At 52.2% G+C, this 15,996-nt stretch carries 14 protein-coding genes and 1 pseudogene; 7 read left to right on the top strand and 8 right to left on the bottom strand.

Annotated elements, in window-relative coordinates; translation table 11 throughout:
• The 8 genes and pseudogenes from TRICHSKD4_RS11815 to TRICHSKD4_RS11780 form a co-directional block, all read right to left on the bottom strand.
• On the bottom strand, positions 1–948 hold the full coding sequence (locus tag TRICHSKD4_RS11815; RefSeq protein ID WP_009467489.1) for a phytanoyl-CoA dioxygenase family protein: 948 nt from the start codon (positions 946–948) through the stop codon (positions 1–3).
• Between the two features lie 15 nt (positions 949–963).
• The gene (locus tag TRICHSKD4_RS11810) at positions 964–2,592 is read right to left on the bottom strand and encodes a TRAP transporter large permease subunit (RefSeq protein WP_009467488.1); all 1,629 of its coding nucleotides are present in this window, start codon (positions 2,590–2,592) and stop codon (positions 964–966) included.
• Complete coding sequence (locus TRICHSKD4_RS11805; RefSeq protein ID WP_009467487.1) at positions 2,592–3,437, bottom strand: TRAP transporter small permease subunit; 846 nt, start codon at positions 3,435–3,437, stop codon at positions 2,592–2,594. Before TRICHSKD4_RS11805 ends, TRICHSKD4_RS11810 begins: the two co-directional genes overlap by 1 nt.
• 14 nt (positions 3,438–3,451) lie before the next feature.
• Positions 3,452–4,618, bottom strand: a complete 1,167-nt coding sequence (locus TRICHSKD4_RS11800) for a mandelate racemase/muconate lactonizing enzyme family protein (protein ID WP_009467486.1) — start codon at positions 4,616–4,618, stop codon at positions 3,452–3,454.
• A 63-nt stretch (positions 4,619–4,681) separates the two neighbouring features.
• A pseudogene (gene dctP / locus TRICHSKD4_RS31675) lies at positions 4,682–5,529 on the bottom strand (TRAP transporter substrate-binding protein DctP).
• Between the two features lie 326 nt (positions 5,530–5,855).
• The gene (locus TRICHSKD4_RS11790; protein WP_009467483.1) at positions 5,856–6,626 is read right to left on the bottom strand and encodes an SDR family oxidoreductase; all 771 of its coding nucleotides are present in this window, start codon (positions 6,624–6,626) and stop codon (positions 5,856–5,858) included.
• Complete coding sequence (locus TRICHSKD4_RS11785; protein WP_009467482.1) at positions 6,623–7,657, bottom strand: (R,R)-butanediol dehydrogenase; 1,035 nt, start codon at positions 7,655–7,657, stop codon at positions 6,623–6,625. The genes TRICHSKD4_RS11790 and TRICHSKD4_RS11785 overlap by 4 nt, the downstream gene beginning before the upstream one ends.
• Positions 7,654–8,769, bottom strand: a complete 1,116-nt coding sequence (locus TRICHSKD4_RS11780) for a mandelate racemase/muconate lactonizing enzyme family protein (RefSeq protein WP_009467481.1) — start codon at positions 8,767–8,769, stop codon at positions 7,654–7,656. Before TRICHSKD4_RS11780 ends, TRICHSKD4_RS11785 begins: the two co-directional genes overlap by 4 nt.
• A gap of 267 nt (positions 8,770–9,036) precedes the next feature.
• Between TRICHSKD4_RS11780 and TRICHSKD4_RS11775 the strand changes: the two genes are divergently transcribed.
• The 7 genes from TRICHSKD4_RS11775 to TRICHSKD4_RS11745 all read left to right on the top strand — a co-directional run bounded on the left by TRICHSKD4_RS11775 (position 9,037) and on the right by TRICHSKD4_RS11745 (position 15,991).
• Positions 9,037–9,774 carry an FCD domain-containing protein gene (locus TRICHSKD4_RS11775; RefSeq protein WP_009467480.1) on the top strand — a complete coding sequence of 246 codons (738 nt, stop codon included), beginning with the start codon at positions 9,037–9,039 and terminating at the stop codon, positions 9,772–9,774.
• Between the two features lie 116 nt (positions 9,775–9,890).
• The gene (locus tag TRICHSKD4_RS11770; RefSeq protein WP_009467479.1) at positions 9,891–10,805 is read left to right on the top strand and encodes an NAD(P)-dependent oxidoreductase; all 915 of its coding nucleotides are present in this window, start codon (positions 9,891–9,893) and stop codon (positions 10,803–10,805) included.
• Between the two features lie 3 nt (positions 10,806–10,808).
• Positions 10,809–11,678, top strand: coding sequence for a sugar phosphate isomerase/epimerase (locus tag TRICHSKD4_RS11765; RefSeq protein WP_009467478.1), 870 nt, complete (start codon positions 10,809–10,811; stop codon positions 11,676–11,678).
• Positions 11,679–11,951: 273 nt separating this feature from the next.
• Complete coding sequence (locus tag TRICHSKD4_RS11760; RefSeq protein WP_009465529.1) at positions 11,952–13,301, top strand: IS5 family transposase; 1,350 nt, start codon at positions 11,952–11,954, stop codon at positions 13,299–13,301.
• A 226-nt stretch (positions 13,302–13,527) separates the two neighbouring features.
• Entirely contained in the window at positions 13,528–14,010 is a 483-nt protein-coding gene (locus TRICHSKD4_RS11755; protein WP_009467476.1) for a YHS domain-containing (seleno)protein, read from the top strand.
• Between the two features lie 86 nt (positions 14,011–14,096).
• The gene (locus tag TRICHSKD4_RS11750; RefSeq protein ID WP_009467475.1) at positions 14,097–14,867 is read left to right on the top strand and encodes a response regulator transcription factor; all 771 of its coding nucleotides are present in this window, start codon (positions 14,097–14,099) and stop codon (positions 14,865–14,867) included.
• Complete coding sequence (locus TRICHSKD4_RS11745; protein ID WP_009467474.1) at positions 14,864–15,991, top strand: ATP-binding protein; 1,128 nt, start codon at positions 14,864–14,866, stop codon at positions 15,989–15,991. The genes TRICHSKD4_RS11750 and TRICHSKD4_RS11745 overlap by 4 nt, the downstream gene beginning before the upstream one ends.
• Positions 15,992–15,996: the final 5 nt, after the last annotated feature.

Below are 15,996 nucleotides of genomic sequence, written 5' to 3'. Positions count from 1 at the left end.
CTATGCGCAATAAGGGCTGTTTGAATCCCAACGGTGTTGTGGGATGTGTTCGCTCCGTGCCAATCGATACCTAGCGTCACTCCACAATTGACGCCACTCTTGCCAATCCTTGAGTTCGTTTTCAGGATTGGATCTTGAGCGAGCAACAAATTCGGGAAAGTGACTGCGGCCTGTCGGTTGACCGGTCACATTGTATCGCAGATCAAAAGACCACCGGTATCCATCCGAATTGTTAGACAAGGAGCCGTGAGGTGTAAGCGGATGGAAGATGACGGCTCCGCCAGCTTTTACCGGCAACGGTGTCGCTTTGTCAGTTGGTATGAATTGATCCGCAATTCCTGTTTGCTTCTTTGTGCAATGAGGCAACATTTCTTTGTAATTGCCTGTGGCGACCTGAAGGCAGCCATTTTCGATTGTTGCGTCTGTTATGGCCAGCCATACGGTGACGAATTTGGTGTTATCGGCTTCTGGGAGGGTGACACCCATATCCTGATGCCAGTCTGTCGCGACAACATGAGCGCGAATTTCTGAGGCATCGACGGCTTTTTGCGGTGGTTTGATACGAACATGCTGGATGGGATTGGAGGTGATTTCCGAACCGATCAATGTCTCAACAGCATCCAGTATCTTCTTGCTTCGGACCAGGCTGAAAACAGCAGGACCGAAATGCATCGGTGTTTCGTCAGTAATGTTGTCATGCGGCAGGCTGATATCGAATGGTTGATACCAATCGAACCCACCTCGAAAGGCTATGTCCAGCTTGTCCCAAAACTCCATGCCGGGCGTTGGAGGCGGCACTTTGCCCTCGGCAGCCCACCCGGCATAAAGCTGATCCATCAACTTTGAATACTCTGCCCGAACATTTTCCAGCGTTTCCTGATCAACCAAATCCTCGACTACGAGATAACCGTTGGTATTGAAGAATTCGACTTGGCTTTCTGTCAGCATTGGTCTTCCCCTTCCTCAGAGCAGCAGTGTCACGATTGACGGCCAGATAAGCAGAACGGCCAGTGCGAGTATTTGAATACCGATGAACGGCAGGAAGCCGCGGAAAATATCGGTGAGGGATATGTGCGCTGGAGCAACCGACTTCAGATAGAAGGCAGCAGGGCCAAAGGGCGGTGACAGGAAGCTGACCTGCATGTTCATGCAGAACAAAACACCGAACCAAACAGCCACGTGCGTTGGATGTAATTCGCCAATCAAGCCGATTTCCTCGACCGGCAAGCGCTGAACGATAGGCAAAAACACTGGTATGATCAGAAGCACGATCCCGACCCAATCCATGAAGGCGCCCATGAAGAGCAGGATCAACATCATGGTCAAAATGACCAGCATGGTCGGCATTTCAGCGCCAATGATGAGCTGAGCAATGTAGGTTGGGCCGCCAGCAAGCGTATAGGCGCCGGCCAGGGCGGCAGCCCCTATGGTCACCCATATGATTGTGCCTGTTGACCGCAAGGTACGCATCATTGAGACCCAGAGAAGGTCTACGGAAGCTTCACCTCTGAAGAGGGCTATCAGGAAAACAGCCAATGCCCCCATTCCGGCTGCTTCGGTAATCCCGGTTACGCCCCCATAAATTGATCCAAGAACAATCCCAATGACCGTGATAGGTGGAACCAATCCCTTGCCATGCTTCCAGCCTGCGGATGTGCGTTCGCGTCCAACAAGAAAGAATATGATTGTGAGGCAGACGGCTAGTAGGCCGAGGATCAGAGGCAGATCCGAGACCATTCCAAGAGTGGGCGGTTCGAAGCGGTCATTAACCGCAACATTCCGTCCTGTTGCGCTGTAAAAAGCGATCCGCGCTAACAAGGCTGCACAGATGCTGGCAATGACAGCCGAAACAAACCCGAGGAACATAAGTCCTTTTTCAGCGCCTTGTGGGTCATCTGGACGGGGTTCGGGCAAAGGCGCCTGGCTTGGATCGAGTTGGGTTCTGATGACAATGTAGAGGATGATGAATGTTGCAAGCATGAAGCCTGGAATGAACGCACCCGTAAAAAGCGCCTTGATCGACGTTTCCGTGATCAAGCCAAAGATGATCAAAACGATGGATGGGGGGATCATGGTGCCCAAGGAGCCAGATGCGCAGATCGTTCCAATCGCAAGGTTCTGATTGTATCCAAGGCGCAGCATTTGCGGTAATGCAATGAGACCCAGCAGGACGACCTCTCCGCCAATGATCCCGGACATGGCGGCCATTAAGACGGCCATGATCGAGGTGACGATCGCCACTCCGCCGCGCACCCTGCTCAACCAGAAGTCCAAGCTATCGTACATTTGCTTGGCAATGCCTGAGCGCTCCAAAAGTGCAGCCATGAAAATAAACAAAGGCACGGAAATGAGAACGTACTCAGTCATCAGATCGAAGATCTTTTGAGTGAGAATATACAACGGCCCAGTGCCTGGATTGCGGGTCAGCAAGCCTTCTCCGAAACTGAAGGGATCGGTCAAAAGAGCCGGCTCAAACTTCATCACCATGACGAGCGCAGCCAGAATTGCAGATGCAAAGCCGAGCGGCATACCAATCGCGAGCAGAAAAAGTAATCCGAAAACAAGGATTATGGAGATTGTGCCGATATCCATTAGCTTGACCCCACACTTTTCTTGATTGCTTCCAGTTCTTCTTCGTCAACCAACTCATCTGGAATGTCGTCGGGGTTCTGATGCCAATCTGCGATCAGATTGAGAACGGCTTGAAGTGCAACAAGACAGACAACCACCAGAATGGCAGGCTGGATGGTGGCCGGAATTGGAGGATCAAATGCGGTTCCGAACATCTCCCAGCGGTGGAACTTGATGCCAAACACCTGTTTGTAGCTGCCAAACACAAGGAAGAAGGCGAAAAGGCACAACAAGACAGTCGAAAGCACATCACATGCTTTTCGAATGGGTCGCGGGAAGATGTCGTACAATATGAAGATGCGGATGTGGCAACGCTGCTGCATTGCATAGATCCCAGAGATCAAAAACACGAAACCGGCAATCCAGAGCGTAAGCTCATTTGCCCACAGGGTCGGTGCCTCAATCACATATCGCAGGAATACCTCGTAGAGCATCACAAGCGTCATCGAGATGATCAGGATCATGGTGACCCTTCCCAGGAAGAGTGCGAACAAGTCGAACCTTGTATAGTCGGGATACTCCATGTGGGCGTGCACAACGTTTCGCATCCCCAGGACCAAGATAACGGGCAACAGCAAAAGCGCTGTCCAATCAACAAAATCCATGATGCCGCCAAACATGCCGGGAAGTCCCGGTGACACATCCTTGCGCTCATGTAATTCGGTAATTTGTGCCGTCATGCTTTCATTCGCATGAGGAAAGAAATCGAGGATATAGGCAGGGCCGTGCCAAATCACCCAACCAGCGCAAAGAGCGAATGCGAAGGGAATGATCCATTCACGTATGCCTCCGGACTTTTTTGCCATTCTTCCCCCCTCAATCAATGAATTGTGTGATGCGCTATGAAATCGCGATCCGGTTCAATGCCAAGGCCTGGTCCTTCAGGAGCGCATGCATACCCTCCCGACGCCTTGATTTGACCCTGGATGTCGAGCGGCTGTTTCAATAGGCCATCGCGAAAATCATTATGTGTTGTGTCGAATTCCAGCATTGGCTCCCATGGATGAAGCCCGCCGGGCAAAGCAGGCATTGCAGCCAGCAAATGCAAGTTGGTTGCGACCGCGACTGCAGACCCCCAAACGTGATTGACTACCGGGGTGAAGTGCGCGTGGCAGAGCGCCAAAACGCGCTGGTATTCGCTGATACCACCAAGCGCACAGACTTCGGGCTGGGCGATCCCCAGACCTCGACTTTCCAGAAGGGTTCGCCATCCCCAGCGGTTAAATTCAGCTTCTCCACCGGCAATGTTCGTTTTGAGTGAGCTGCGCAATTCGCGATAGCCATCATGGTCTTCCGGTGCGACCGGTTCTTCAAACCAATAGGCATCCAGCTCATCAAGCGCTCGGCCCACTGCCAGAGCATCACTGGTCGTGTAACAATGATTGGCATCGGCCATAAACCGATAGTCGTCGCCAACACCTTCCCGAACGGCTGTCGCAAGTTTGATATCGTCTTTAACGCCGAGACCGAGCTTCATTTTCGTGGCAACAAAGCCCGCATCGCGAATGCTGGCTGCTTCGTCGCGAAATCGAGCGATCATTTCGACTACCGGTTCTGGCCTCAGCATCATGCCATAGCCATAAACTTCAATTCGATCACGGTGTTTGCCGCCTAACAGCGCATAAACTGGTAAGTTGGCGACTTTCCCGACGATGTCCCAAAGCGCGATATCAACGCCAGACAACGCCTGGAGCGGCATGCCTTTTTGTCCGTGATCTCGCAGAAGGTTGTACACCTTGTGCCAAATCACATCCTTGTTCAGAGGGTTATCGCCTTCAATGATCGGTGCTATCACGCCTTCGACAATTGCCTTGTTCGCCAGTGCCACTGGTCCCGGTCCAAAACACTCTCCCCAACCAACCACGCCTTCATCCGTCTGCACCTCGACGAGATGTGCAGTTCGGTGCGTGTAGAATTGCTGCGAATAGCCGAGCGTTTCAGGAAGCGCGTAACGCAAAACGTGGCTTTTGACGGATGTGATCTTCATTAATCGTCACGCGGAAGAGTACGGCGGGAAAATCCCGCCGCCTCATCGCCTAATGTGTGCGACTTATTTCATCGCACCCAAGTCACGAAGGAAGGCCAAGTGGCTTTCCAGAAGAGACTTAGCTTCCGGAGTGGTCGCAAACTCAGCCCAAGACTCTTGAACAGCCTGACGGTATATCGCCAGGTCTTCGTCAGACCAGGTGTTCAGCTTCACGCCTTTTTTGCGCAGCATTTTCGCTGTTTGGGCGTTTTTCACTTCGTTGATCGTGGAGTTCTTGAGGCCCAGAGCCTGCATACCAACTTTGAGGATTGCCTTATGATGGTCCGGCATTGCGTCCCAGATATCCTTACGACATGCAAGGTGGTCTGCTGGCATGGAGTGGAAACCGGGATAGTTGGTTTCTGTCGCGATATCATACAGACCGAGGCCAACGTTGTTGGTGATGTTGGCTGCGTCCGCACCATCGATGATGCCGGTTTCAAGCGCCGTAAAGATCTCGTTGAAGTCCATCACGATTGGAGACGCGCCGAGCTTCGTGAAGATATTTGTGATGACGCAGGAGCGACGGACTTCCAACCTTTCAGATCAGCAACACCGGTGAAGGATTTTGTTGATGAGAGAGACTCAGGACCTGGATCCACCAACCAATAAACTCCATGTTGTTGCATGTAGAGTTCGTTCAAACGGTCATAACCGCCGCCATGCAGAAGCCATGCATATTGCTGATAAGGGTTTTGATAACCGCCGGTTAGGTCGCCAGCGAACTGGAAGGCCGGGTTTTTGCCGGTTTGGTAAGCCCCACCGGTCATGTCGCAGTCGAGAATGCCCGTGGCTGCGGCGTCGAACGTCTCGGCTGACTTCACAACGGAAGAGGCAAAGAACATTTCGATTTCGATCTCGCCATTCGACATGGCGGTCACGTCATCAATGAACTCTTGCGCCATTTGGCCAGACAGGGTTTCAGTCGAGAAGTGAGTTTGAATACGCAACTTGGTTTTGGCATGTCCGTCAGCTGACGCATCACTTGGCATTGCAACTACAGCAAGACCAAGCGCGGCGACGCCTGCGCCTGCCATCATCAAGTTCTTCAGTTTCTTGAGCATTTGTTCCTCCCAATTACTCTAGTGAACCGGGCCTTGTTTCCGAGGTCCGGGGTCGCCATGAAATAGCGTATTGTCGGCCAGCTATGTCCTCCCAGCCAGCCGGCGTTCTCGGGCCTCCAAAACCCGAAAAGCACTTATCGTCCCATCCACCCACCATCCACGGTGAGAATCTCGCCATGTACATAGTCTGAGGCAGATGAGGCCAAGAAAACAGCTGCTCCGCCAAAGTCTGCGGGCGTCCCCCACCGACCAGCGGGGATGCGTTCCAAAATGGATTTTGATCGGACAGAATCGTTGCGCAAAGCTTCTGTGTTATCCGTGTCGACGTAACCTGGAGCGATTGCGTTCACATTCACGCCCTTTCTAGCCCATTCGTTGGCGAATGACTTGGTCAATTGGCCAACACCACCTTTCGACGCCGAATAACCGGGAACTGTGATTCCGCCTTGATAGGTAAGTAGCGATGCGGTGAAGATGATTTTGCCGGACCCTCGCTCGATCATCGACCGCCCAATTTCGCGCGTCAGAACGAACTGAGAGGACAGGTTCGTTTCGATCACTTCGTCCCAAAGAGCATCATCATGTTCGGCAGCCGGTTTTCGCCTGATTGTACCGGCGTTGTTGACCAGAATGTCTATATGCGGGTTTTCGTTGAGCACTTGAGCGGTAAAATCCGTGACGTCCCGCCGTTTTGAAAAGTCGCATCTGTACCCTTTGAAGGAGCGGCCAAGCGCGGTTACCTCCTTTTCAATATCACTTCCAGCGCTTTCCAATGAGGCGCTGACCGCAATGATATTTGCCCCGGCTTCCGCCAGCGCGACAGCTATTCCCAAGCCGATACCTCGACGTGCGCCAGTCACAAGTGCTGTTTGTCCGGTTAGCTTGAAACGATCAAGTACGCTCATGTGAGGTTATTTCCGACTTGGATCATGGATTTGATCGCTCTTGAGTTGGAGGCAAGGGCTTCAAATGCTGATTGAATGTCATCGAGGCCTCGTATGTCAGTTATGAATGTTTCCGCATCCATTACCTTTGAAGTCAGAAGTTCGATCGCTTTGTCGTAGTCTTCCGGGCGATAAACGCGGGCACCCAACAACTCGATTTCTCTCCAGAAAAATCGGAAGAGATCAATGCTGGGTTTGGTCGCGTGGATCGCAACCATCACGATGCGTCCGCGAGCTGCAACAACCTCGGTCATAAGGTCGACACCTGCCTGACTTCCGGATACTTCGAAAACAACATCAGCACCTTTGCCTTTTGTCGCTTTGTCAATGGCCTCTGCGGCGTTGGTGCTGGCTGGATTGATCGTAGAGAACCCGAGTTGGGCTGCGTATTCCAACCTGCTTTCCGAGATCTCGCTGATGGTAACCCTAGCCCCTGCATGGCGAGCGGCTATCGCTACAAGTAGGCCGATTGGTCCACCGCCAATGACGAGCACATCTTCACCGGGGGCGACCCTCCCTCGTCCAACGTCATGGCAAGCCACAGCTAATGGCTCAATCAAAGCGGCATGCTTTAGTGGAAGGTCATTCGGGAGAACGTGAATTGTGTGTGCTGGTACATTCCACTTTTCCTGAAATGCCCCGTCCGTATCGATCCCGATGAAGGTCAGGTTGTGACAGATGTGATCGTTTCCAGCCTCGCAAGCGGGGCATTCCCCACAAGATGAGAGTGGCCGAACGACCACGTGTTGGCCGATTTGTAGTCCGGTAACATCGGGTCCAAGCGCCGAGATTACGCCAGACATTTCGTGCCCGATGGTTCTCTGGAACCCGACGCGTTGGTCCATATGCCCGAGATAAATGTGAAGATCTGTTCCACATATGCCGCAATAGGCTACGTCAATTTGAACTTCACCCGCGCCAGGCTGAGAGTGGATTTTGCGTTCGACCGCAAAGGTTTTATCGCCGCGGTAGACGGCTGCAGAAATCGTCACGCCACCCTCCTTGATTGGTTAGACAGAAGGTCAGCGACTTCGAGCTTGGCCCAATCGAACTCAACACCAATGCCCGGTGTATCAGGGGCAATGGCGCGAGCGTTCTTGGTCTGGAGTGGTCTGTGAGTGTATTGATCGATGGGGAATGAGTGAACCTCAAGCCAGCCTGCTGACCCTAGGCCTGCGAGGAGGCTAACATGCAGTTCCTGCATGCCATGGCTGCAAACTGGAATATCATAAGTTTTAGCCAGTTTGGCTGCCTGCAGAAATCCGGTAATTCCTCCGCAATTGGACGCATCTGGTTGAATGAAACTTAGGTCTGACTGCTGGAGGGCATATCCAAACTCGTGGATCGTATGGAGGTTTTCCCCCATTGCCAGCGGCACTCCAGTTGTTTTCGCGATTTTAGCGTAACCCGCATAGTCATCGGGTATGGTTGGCTCTTCGAACCAAAGGATGTCGAACTTTGCAAATGCCTCAGCTGCCTTGATGGCCTCCTCAACGCTCATGGAGTAATTGGCGTCGACCATAAAGACTGTTTCTGGACCGATCGCAGCGCGGACTGCAGCGACCCTCTCGATATCCATGTCAAGGCTGGGTTGTCCGACCTTGATTTTAACGCCGTTAAATCCGCGATTTAGATAACCCTCTGCACTGCGAACCAGTTTCTCTAATGAATATCCGAGGTCGATGCCGCCGCAATAGGCCTTGCAAGTTGTGTCATGCCCTCCAACCATTTGGCTGAGGCTTTGTGCTGTGCGTTTTCCGCGAAGGTCCCAAAGTGCAATATCAAGCGCGGAAATCGCGAAAGAAGCGATTCCGCCACGGGCCACATAGTGAACATGCCACTGCATAGCCTCGTAGAGGCGTTCGACGTCTTCACTGTTGCGGCCAATCAGCATCGGGGCAAGATCATGCTCGATCATTGCCGCTATCGCGTGGCCACCTTTGCCGCCGGTATAGGTGTACCCGGTCCCAGTGCTTCCATCGGTCAGGGTAAGTGTTGTGGTGATAAGCTCGAAATGAGTGTGGTCGCCGTGTTTTGCGTCAACCAGCACTTCTGAAAGCGGAATATGGAATAGCCGAACGCTTACACTTTCGATCTCAGTCAATCGGCCCTCCCGTTTGGCGGTAATTTGGTCATACCAAACTAGAGAAGTGAAGCGAACTTAGCGTAACGAGTCAAGTGACTTAATATAAATGGATTGTAAAAATATATGCTGTATCGCGGGATGTCGATGTTGCGTTGCGGTAATTCTCCGAAACTAAGGTGGCAATTTACGGGTGATTTGTGTGATAGGGAGAAATGCAGTTGCGATTGGTGCTGAAGTGGCGTTAAACTTTTATCTGACATAAAATGTAGTTTGGTCTGATTAAAAATGAATGCAGGCAGTGAGCCTACTAATCTCCGCCGCGCGGCTGACGAAGTTGTTGCCGATATTGAGGCGCGAATTGCTTCCGGAGAATTGAAGAACGACAAGCCATTACCGACCGAACGAGAGTTGATGGAAGAGTTTGGTACGAGTCGGACGGTCATTAGGGAAGCAGTGGCCCAACTGGCCAACAGGGGGTTGGTTGAAGCGCGTCCGCGATTTCGCCCGGTTGTCAGGCGGCCGGATTACTCGACAGTGATTGATGCAACCGGGACTATCGTCCGCTACATGCTGAATGAACCGGATGGGGTATTAAATCTCTATCGCAGCCGTGTGTTCATCGAGCGAGGCTTGGTTCGAGATGCTGCGCTTCATGCAACAAAAGAGGATATCGCGGCACTGAAGGCGGCGTTGGCGCGAAACAAGGCTGCGCTCGATGACTCGGACCAGTTTTTCGAAAGCGACATGGCCTTTCACGAGGTGCTGTTTAACACCAGCCGAAATCCAATATTCCCAGCCGTTCACAAGGGGTTTAGTGCTTGGCTTGCCCCGCATTGGGCAAAGATGGATCGCTCCAGAGAGCGGAATCTTGCAAATTATCGGGCGCATAAGGCGATTTTTGACGCAATTTTGGAGCGTGATCCTCTTAGAGCAGAAGAGGCTTTGGTTGAGCACCTTCGAGGTGCGTGGGAGTTTGTAAAGGATACCTTCGCCGAGGACGGAGTGGACGTTCCCAGTTTGTAAATCGGTGAAGATCGGGCAGCGGGTGTCTTCCGGACGCGCCCGGCGTCAGTCTCCAAAACGACGTATGAAACCCCGCTTTTGGTGTCGCTAAGCGACAGACTTAAGAGGAGGGCACTATGCGTGCAGGTGTTATTGGTTTGGGAGATATGGGGTCCGGTCTGGCAAAGAACCTCATTCATCACGGCTTTGAAACTTGGGGTTTCGATGTTTCCCAAAAACGGTTGGATGACTTTAAGGCTTTGGGTGGACATGCAGTTACATGCCCTGCCGAGTTAGGAGCCAAGGTAGATGCCGTATATGTGATGGTTATGAATGGGGAGCAGGTAAAGGATGTTCTCTTTGGCCCTGACGGTTTGGTTGAACGTTTGAAGCCGAAGTCCGCAATCATCATGACTGCGACGATCAAGCCAAAAGAGATGCGGGAGATCGGTGGTCGTCTTGAAGATCGGGATTTGTACTTGATCGACAGCCCTGTTTCAGGAGGGTTTCCCGGTGCCCAGGGTGGAACATTGACGATGATGGCCGCTGCACCTCATGCGGTATTGGACCAATTTGCGCCCGTTATGCAGGCTGTTTCGGCGAACATTCATCGAGTGGGCGATAAACCGGGTGACGGACAAACCGTAAAAGCGTGCCTTCAGTCGTTAATCGGTGCCCAGTTTTCGGCAACTTTCGAAGCTGCAGCCCTTGCTGCAAAAGCAGGGGTATCTGGTCAAGTGATTCTGGATGTCTTTTCAACATCGTCAGCCGGATGTGGGGTCGTTAACAACGCTCTGCAGAAAATCATCGATAGGCAGTTTGTCGGAACTGGCAGCCACATCAACACAATGCACAAGGATCTGACAATTTCAATGAACCTTGGTGAGGAGTTGGGAGTTCCACTTCACACTGCTGCAGCTGCCATGCAGGTTTTTCATGCTGGCAAAACAAAGCATCCGGAAGGTGACAATTGGGTTTGTACCCGTGTCATTGAAGACATTATTGGGGCTGAATTGCATCGCAGTGCTGCCAAGAAAACGCGGGGTGCTTGAACGATGGAGCTGGGCGTTATTTGCGACGGCATCAGCCGTGATCTTCGACATGCTGTCAACGTGATGGATGAATATGACCTCAAGTATGCCGAACTTCAGTTTATTGGTGAAAACGAGGTCGGGGACTTAAGTGCAGCAGAGGTCAGAGAGGTGGATCAATTGCTGCGGGACCGGGGGAAGCCTGTTTCCTGTCTGTCTCGGCACGTTTTTGCCGGTATGACAGGCGCTAACAAGCCCGGAGATGAACTGCATATCAAGCACATGGATGCCCTGAAGCGGGTTATGGAAATGGCGCATACGGTGGGCGCTCCACTTGTGCGGATCATGACACCGAAAAAAGAGCAGATCCTATGGGGGCGAAATGGTGCAGAAAAATGGAATGTCGCTCACGGAGCTTGGGACGGCATTTTACCGCTGATTGCACCGGCTGTGGAGCTTGCTCGCCAAGAAACACTCACGCTTGTTGTTGAGACCGGTAACGGCACCATGGTCAACTCTAACTTCACAGCGCGCAAATTGATTGATGATCTGGGTGCCAAGGGTGTGCTGAAGGTGTTGTGGGACCCGGCGAACAATTGCTGGTGTCATGAGCGCGCCTTTCCTGAAGGTTACCGCGAAGTGGCTGACGGATACCTTGGGCACATCCATATCAAGGATGTGTTCGTCGACACACCCCGTGCGACCCTCGAAGTGAGGCAAATGGGCAAAGGGCAGCTGGCTCCCTTGTTTGAGCCCATGGCAAATGCACTGAGGCAGGATGGCTATTCAGGTGTTGTCTCGTTTGAGAGCGTCTACCATCCTGGAAATGGTGATTTTGAAGCAGGTTTCCGGGCAAACATTGATACCTTTAAAGCTCTGTTTGGAGGCTCCTAATCACTTAAGTGGCATTTTACCTTCGGCCTCATTTAGATCGGCAGATGAACTACCTTCGTCAGCTGGCCTTGAGTGCCGAGGGTAAACTTCGCTAATGCTTGAGCCACATCAACCGCCTGGCTGTCATGCATGATTGCCGTCATTTATTTTTGACGCCTTAGTTCGCGCTGAAAAACCCCTTAACTGATTGAAGAGTATGGATACCCATTGGGTTTTGGATGTGTGAATATGCCGGTTAGTTGATCCGAAGCACGCATTTTCTGGCATATTCTCATGAGACCTTCAAAACGCAACAAACGGTGTGGCGATCTGTTCAAGGAACGCCTGGCCGCAATCATCGATATGAACCATTCGTTGGTGCGGCTGTCTGGTCTGATGCCTTGGGATGAATTTGATGCGGAGTTCGGCAGGCATTATCGCCCCTTGGGACGACCGGCCAAACCAACGCGTCTGATGGCCGGGCTGCACTTTCTCAAGCACATGTACGATCTTTCCGATGAAGAGACGGTTGAGCGTTGGGTTGAAAACCCCTACTGGCAGTCTTTCTGCGGTTTTGAGTTTTTCCAGCACCAATTCCCCATTGATCCCTCAACCATGACCCGCTGGCGCAAACGGATTGGTCCTGAGGGAATGGAAAAGCTTCTTTCTGCTACGGTAGGTGTTGCGATTGAGAGCGGGACGATCAAGAAGAGCAGCCTTGAGCGGGTCTTGGTTGATACGACCGTTCAACCCAAAGCCATTGCCCATCCCACCGATAGCCGTCTTTATCACAAGGCCTTGCAGCTTCTGGTGCGCCAGGCCAAGAGGGCCGGCATCATCTTGCGTCGCAGCCATACCAGAGTTGCCAAAAAGGCGGCCTTGATGGCGGGCCGTTATGCCCATGCCAAACAGTTCAAGCGGATGCGCCGGGAACTCAAAAAGCTGAAGACCTATCTGGGCCGGGTCTATCGCGACATCTCCCGCAAGATCGCAGGCAACGAAGGTCTTGAGCACCGGTTCTCCCGTCTGCTGGGACTGGTGGAGCGGCTTCTGGCCCAGACCCCCAAGGACAAAAACAAGATTTATTCCATGCATGCGCCGGAAGTGGCCTGTATTGCCAAGGGCAAGGCGCGAACACCTTACGAGTTCGGGGCCAAGGTTGGCATTGCCACGACCAATCGGGAAGGATTGGTTCTTGCGGCGAGGGCTTTTGAGGGCAATCCCTATGATGGGCACACCTTGAATGACACCATCAGTCAGGCTGAGAAAGTCTGCGGCACCAAAGCTGAGCGTGTCTATGTGGACCGTGGCTATCGGGGGCATGATTATGAGGGCGACGCCAAGGTCATGATCTCCGGCCAGAAGCGCGGGCTGACGGCACAGATGAAGCGTGAGCTGAAACGACGATCAGCGATCGAGGCCACCATCGGCCACATGAAAACAGATGGACGACTTGACCGGAACTTCCTCAATGGCAAAAATGGCGATGCCATCAACGCCCTGCTGGCCGCAGCCGGTCATAACCTGCGTCTGATCCTCAATGCACTGATCATTTTGCTGCTCTGGATCACAAACCCCATCCCCAAACCGGTCAAATCGAATATTTGCGTATTGCTTCGGCCACGCGCAACATCAATGGCTTAGACGTTGTTCAGGGCGGACGCCTTAGCTCTGGTTTTTTGGGTAATGTTTGACACATTTTTGCTCGGGAAGTCCCGCAGTATGGCCGTCCTGCTTGTGATCCTAACCAAATCCTAACGCCGCCCAAACCGGCTCAAAAACTTGGCGCATTATACCCAGTCCTCGAGGAAGGAAGCGCGATGTCCTTTCTTCTTTCAAGTTTTCAAAGCTCACACCCGAGGACACAAAAATGAACGCTTACGGAAAAAAACTCGCGACAGTTTCAATGGCTATGGCTTTCAGCTTCGTGGCTCATCAAGCACTGGCCGTTGATGAGCATTTCGTCGATGGTGGTGCGGTCGTTGGAGGAACGGATGTCGTGGCATATCACACCGTCGGTAAGCCAACACCCGGTTCGTCTGAGTTTGCATCCAAGTATCAAGGCGCAACATGGCACTTTGCGTCTGCTGAAAACAAAGCTCTGTTTGATGCAAACCCGGCAAAATATGCGCCAGCTTATGGTGGATGGTGCTCTGCGGGCGCAAGCAAAGGCAAAAAGGTGCCTACAAACCCCGAGCTTTGGGCCATCGTCGATGGGCAGCTCTACCTCAACAGTAGCCCGGCGGCCCATAACAAACTTTTCCTGGCTGATACAGACACCATCATCTCCAAAGGCGAGACAAATTGGAAAGTGATCTTTGCGACTTCTCGCGAGGATCTTCTTAAAAAGTAAGACTACGCTGAATGCGCCGTTGCCCCTCTGTAGCAACGGCGCAGTTTTATTCACGTAGTAGTCGCCAGATCGTTATTGGACGCACTATGCAAACACATGCACCTTTTTTCCCGGACGAAAACGCAGCCGGGGAGGTGGGTGACATCACTGCCAAAGCCAAAATCCTAGTCGTTGAAGACGATGAGAATATCCTCAACCTTCTGAGTGCCTACCTTGAAAGTTCGGGCCACGAAGTTGTCGAGCATCGCGATGGTCTTTCAGGGTTTCAAGCTGCGCTCTCAGATACATTTGACATGTGTATCTTCGATGTGATGCTACCACACAGAACTGGTACAGAGATTGCCGAGGCGATGCGGTCGCAGGGTGCGTTAACCCCCATTCTATTTCTGACGGCCCTCGGTTCAGAAACCAATGTTCTTCAGGGATTTGCTGCCGGTGCAGATGACTATGTCGTCAAGCCATTTTCACCGCGTGAGTTGATTGTTCGCATTAAGGCAATTTTACGTCGCAGCCAAATGGCTAACGAGGCAGAAGCTCAGCTGCTGGAAGTTGGGCCAATACAATTGGATCTGGAACACCCAAGTTGCAATTTGTCTGGTCGTACAATTTCTTTGACGCCTTGTGAGTACAAAATTCTACGCGGACTTCTGGAGCGGCCAAGGCGAGTTCTATCCAGAGGGCAACTCATTTCATTGCTTTACGGAAATGACGTTGCAGTTGGGCCAAAAGCAATCGATGTTCACGTACACAACTTGCGAGCTAAAATCGGTGATGATGCAGGTGTAATCATCGAGACAGTCCGAGGATTTGGCTACCGCATTTCAATTTCTGGCGATGCGGGACGCAAGCTACAGTGAGCTATCGTCTGCGTCGCTTGCCCTGGCTTTCAATTCAAATGGTGGCTGCCAACGCGACCATTGTCATCATGCTGGGCGCTGCTTGGTATTGGCTGTTCATGGGGCAAAGCCAGACTTATTCTGATCGGTTGATGTCGACCTTCAACATTGAGCCAGGGCAGGTTCATGCCATGTTTGTGGAGGACGTCGAGCGTCAGCTTTGGGCGAGTATACTCGTTGGCTTGGTATTCGCCGTGGTCGCATCCATTGGCGTAACGCTCCTGATTGTCCGCCCTTTGGGGGTGCTTGTAAAAGCGACAGAGAGGCTTCGCCAGGGTGACTATAGCGTTCGCGCGAAAACCCAATCAGGTGAGGTCGGACGATTGGCAGATACCATCAACGCGCTCGCTGCTGCACTTGGGCAAGAAGAAGAACGACGAGCCCGATATTTGGCAGACCTTGGTCATGAGCTGCGAACCCCGATCACCAGTTTGCGTGGCTACACTGAAGGTCTGGAGGACGGGGTTTTTCAAGCTGATCCAAAGTTCTTCTCGCTGATGCTAGACGAGCTTCGCCATTTGTCAGCTCTGACGCACTCCATTGAGGCTTTGGAGATCGTTCCCGAAGATACCGACCCTCAAAACTTGGGCGTAGATTTGTCCGCTGTGCTGGAAGATGCGTTATGCCGGTGGGAGCCTCACTTTTTGGCTGAGGGTCTCTTTTTGAGAGTTTGGAAAGATAAATCCACTTCCGGAAAATGGATTTCCATTTCTCAAAAGTCGTTCCGTCATATCATAGATAATTTGTTGTCAAACATGCTGAAATACGCAAGTGCCGATGGCGAGTGTCGTGTGGCAATCACTTTGGCGGACGCACGAGCAATCGAGTTGACATTCAGCAACGACGCGCCTGACCTGCAGCCGGAGAGCGTTCCTCTGCTTTTCGACCGCTTCGTTCGCGTATCTGATAGTCGAACAAGACGCGGCAGTACTCATTCGAGCGGGTTGGGCTTATCCATCGTGAAGCAAATGTGTATTGGGTGTGGCGGCTCGGTAGATGCTGCATTGCGGGACAAGACGTTGAGTGTAACGGTTCGGCTTCCATTGAACCTGTCGAAAATGAGAACGCGTAGCAAAGCTCATTGAGTTGC

Origin of the sequence: Roseibium sp. TrichSKD4 (genome assembly GCF_000148725.1) — a bacterium.
Taxonomy (GTDB): Bacteria; Pseudomonadota; Alphaproteobacteria; order Rhizobiales; family Stappiaceae; genus Roseibium.
The sequence above is the reverse complement of the archived record's forward strand: the minus strand, read 5'-3'. Positions and strand labels throughout refer to the sequence as shown.

Coding starts and splice junctions, on each gene's coding strand:
- TRICHSKD4_RS11815 (WP_009467489.1), bottom strand. CDS start 948: ATGCTGACAGAAAGCCAAGTCGAATTCTTCAATACCAACGGTTATCTC.
- TRICHSKD4_RS11810 (WP_009467488.1), bottom strand. CDS start 2,592: ATGGATATCGGCACAATCTCCATAATCCTTGTTTTCGGATTACTTTTT.
- TRICHSKD4_RS11805 (WP_009467487.1), bottom strand. CDS start 3,437: ATGGCAAAAAAGTCCGGAGGCATACGTGAATGGATCATTCCCTTCGCA.
- TRICHSKD4_RS11800 (WP_009467486.1), bottom strand. CDS start 4,618: ATGAAGATCACATCCGTCAAAAGCCACGTTTTGCGTTACGCGCTTCCT.
- TRICHSKD4_RS11790 (WP_009467483.1), bottom strand. CDS start 6,626: ATGAGCGTACTTGATCGTTTCAAGCTAACCGGACAAACAGCACTTGTG.
- TRICHSKD4_RS11775 (WP_009467480.1), top strand. CDS start 9,037: ATGAATGCAGGCAGTGAGCCTACTAATCTCCGCCGCGCGGCTGACGAA.
- TRICHSKD4_RS11770 (WP_009467479.1), top strand. CDS start 9,891: ATGCGTGCAGGTGTTATTGGTTTGGGAGATATGGGGTCCGGTCTGGCA.
- TRICHSKD4_RS11765 (WP_009467478.1), top strand. CDS start 10,809: ATGGAGCTGGGCGTTATTTGCGACGGCATCAGCCGTGATCTTCGACAT.
- TRICHSKD4_RS11760 (WP_009465529.1), top strand. CDS start 11,952: ATGAGACCTTCAAAACGCAACAAACGGTGTGGCGATCTGTTCAAGGAA.
- TRICHSKD4_RS11755 (WP_009467476.1), top strand. CDS start 13,528: ATGAACGCTTACGGAAAAAAACTCGCGACAGTTTCAATGGCTATGGCT.
- TRICHSKD4_RS11750 (WP_009467475.1), top strand. CDS start 14,097: ATGCAAACACATGCACCTTTTTTCCCGGACGAAAACGCAGCCGGGGAG.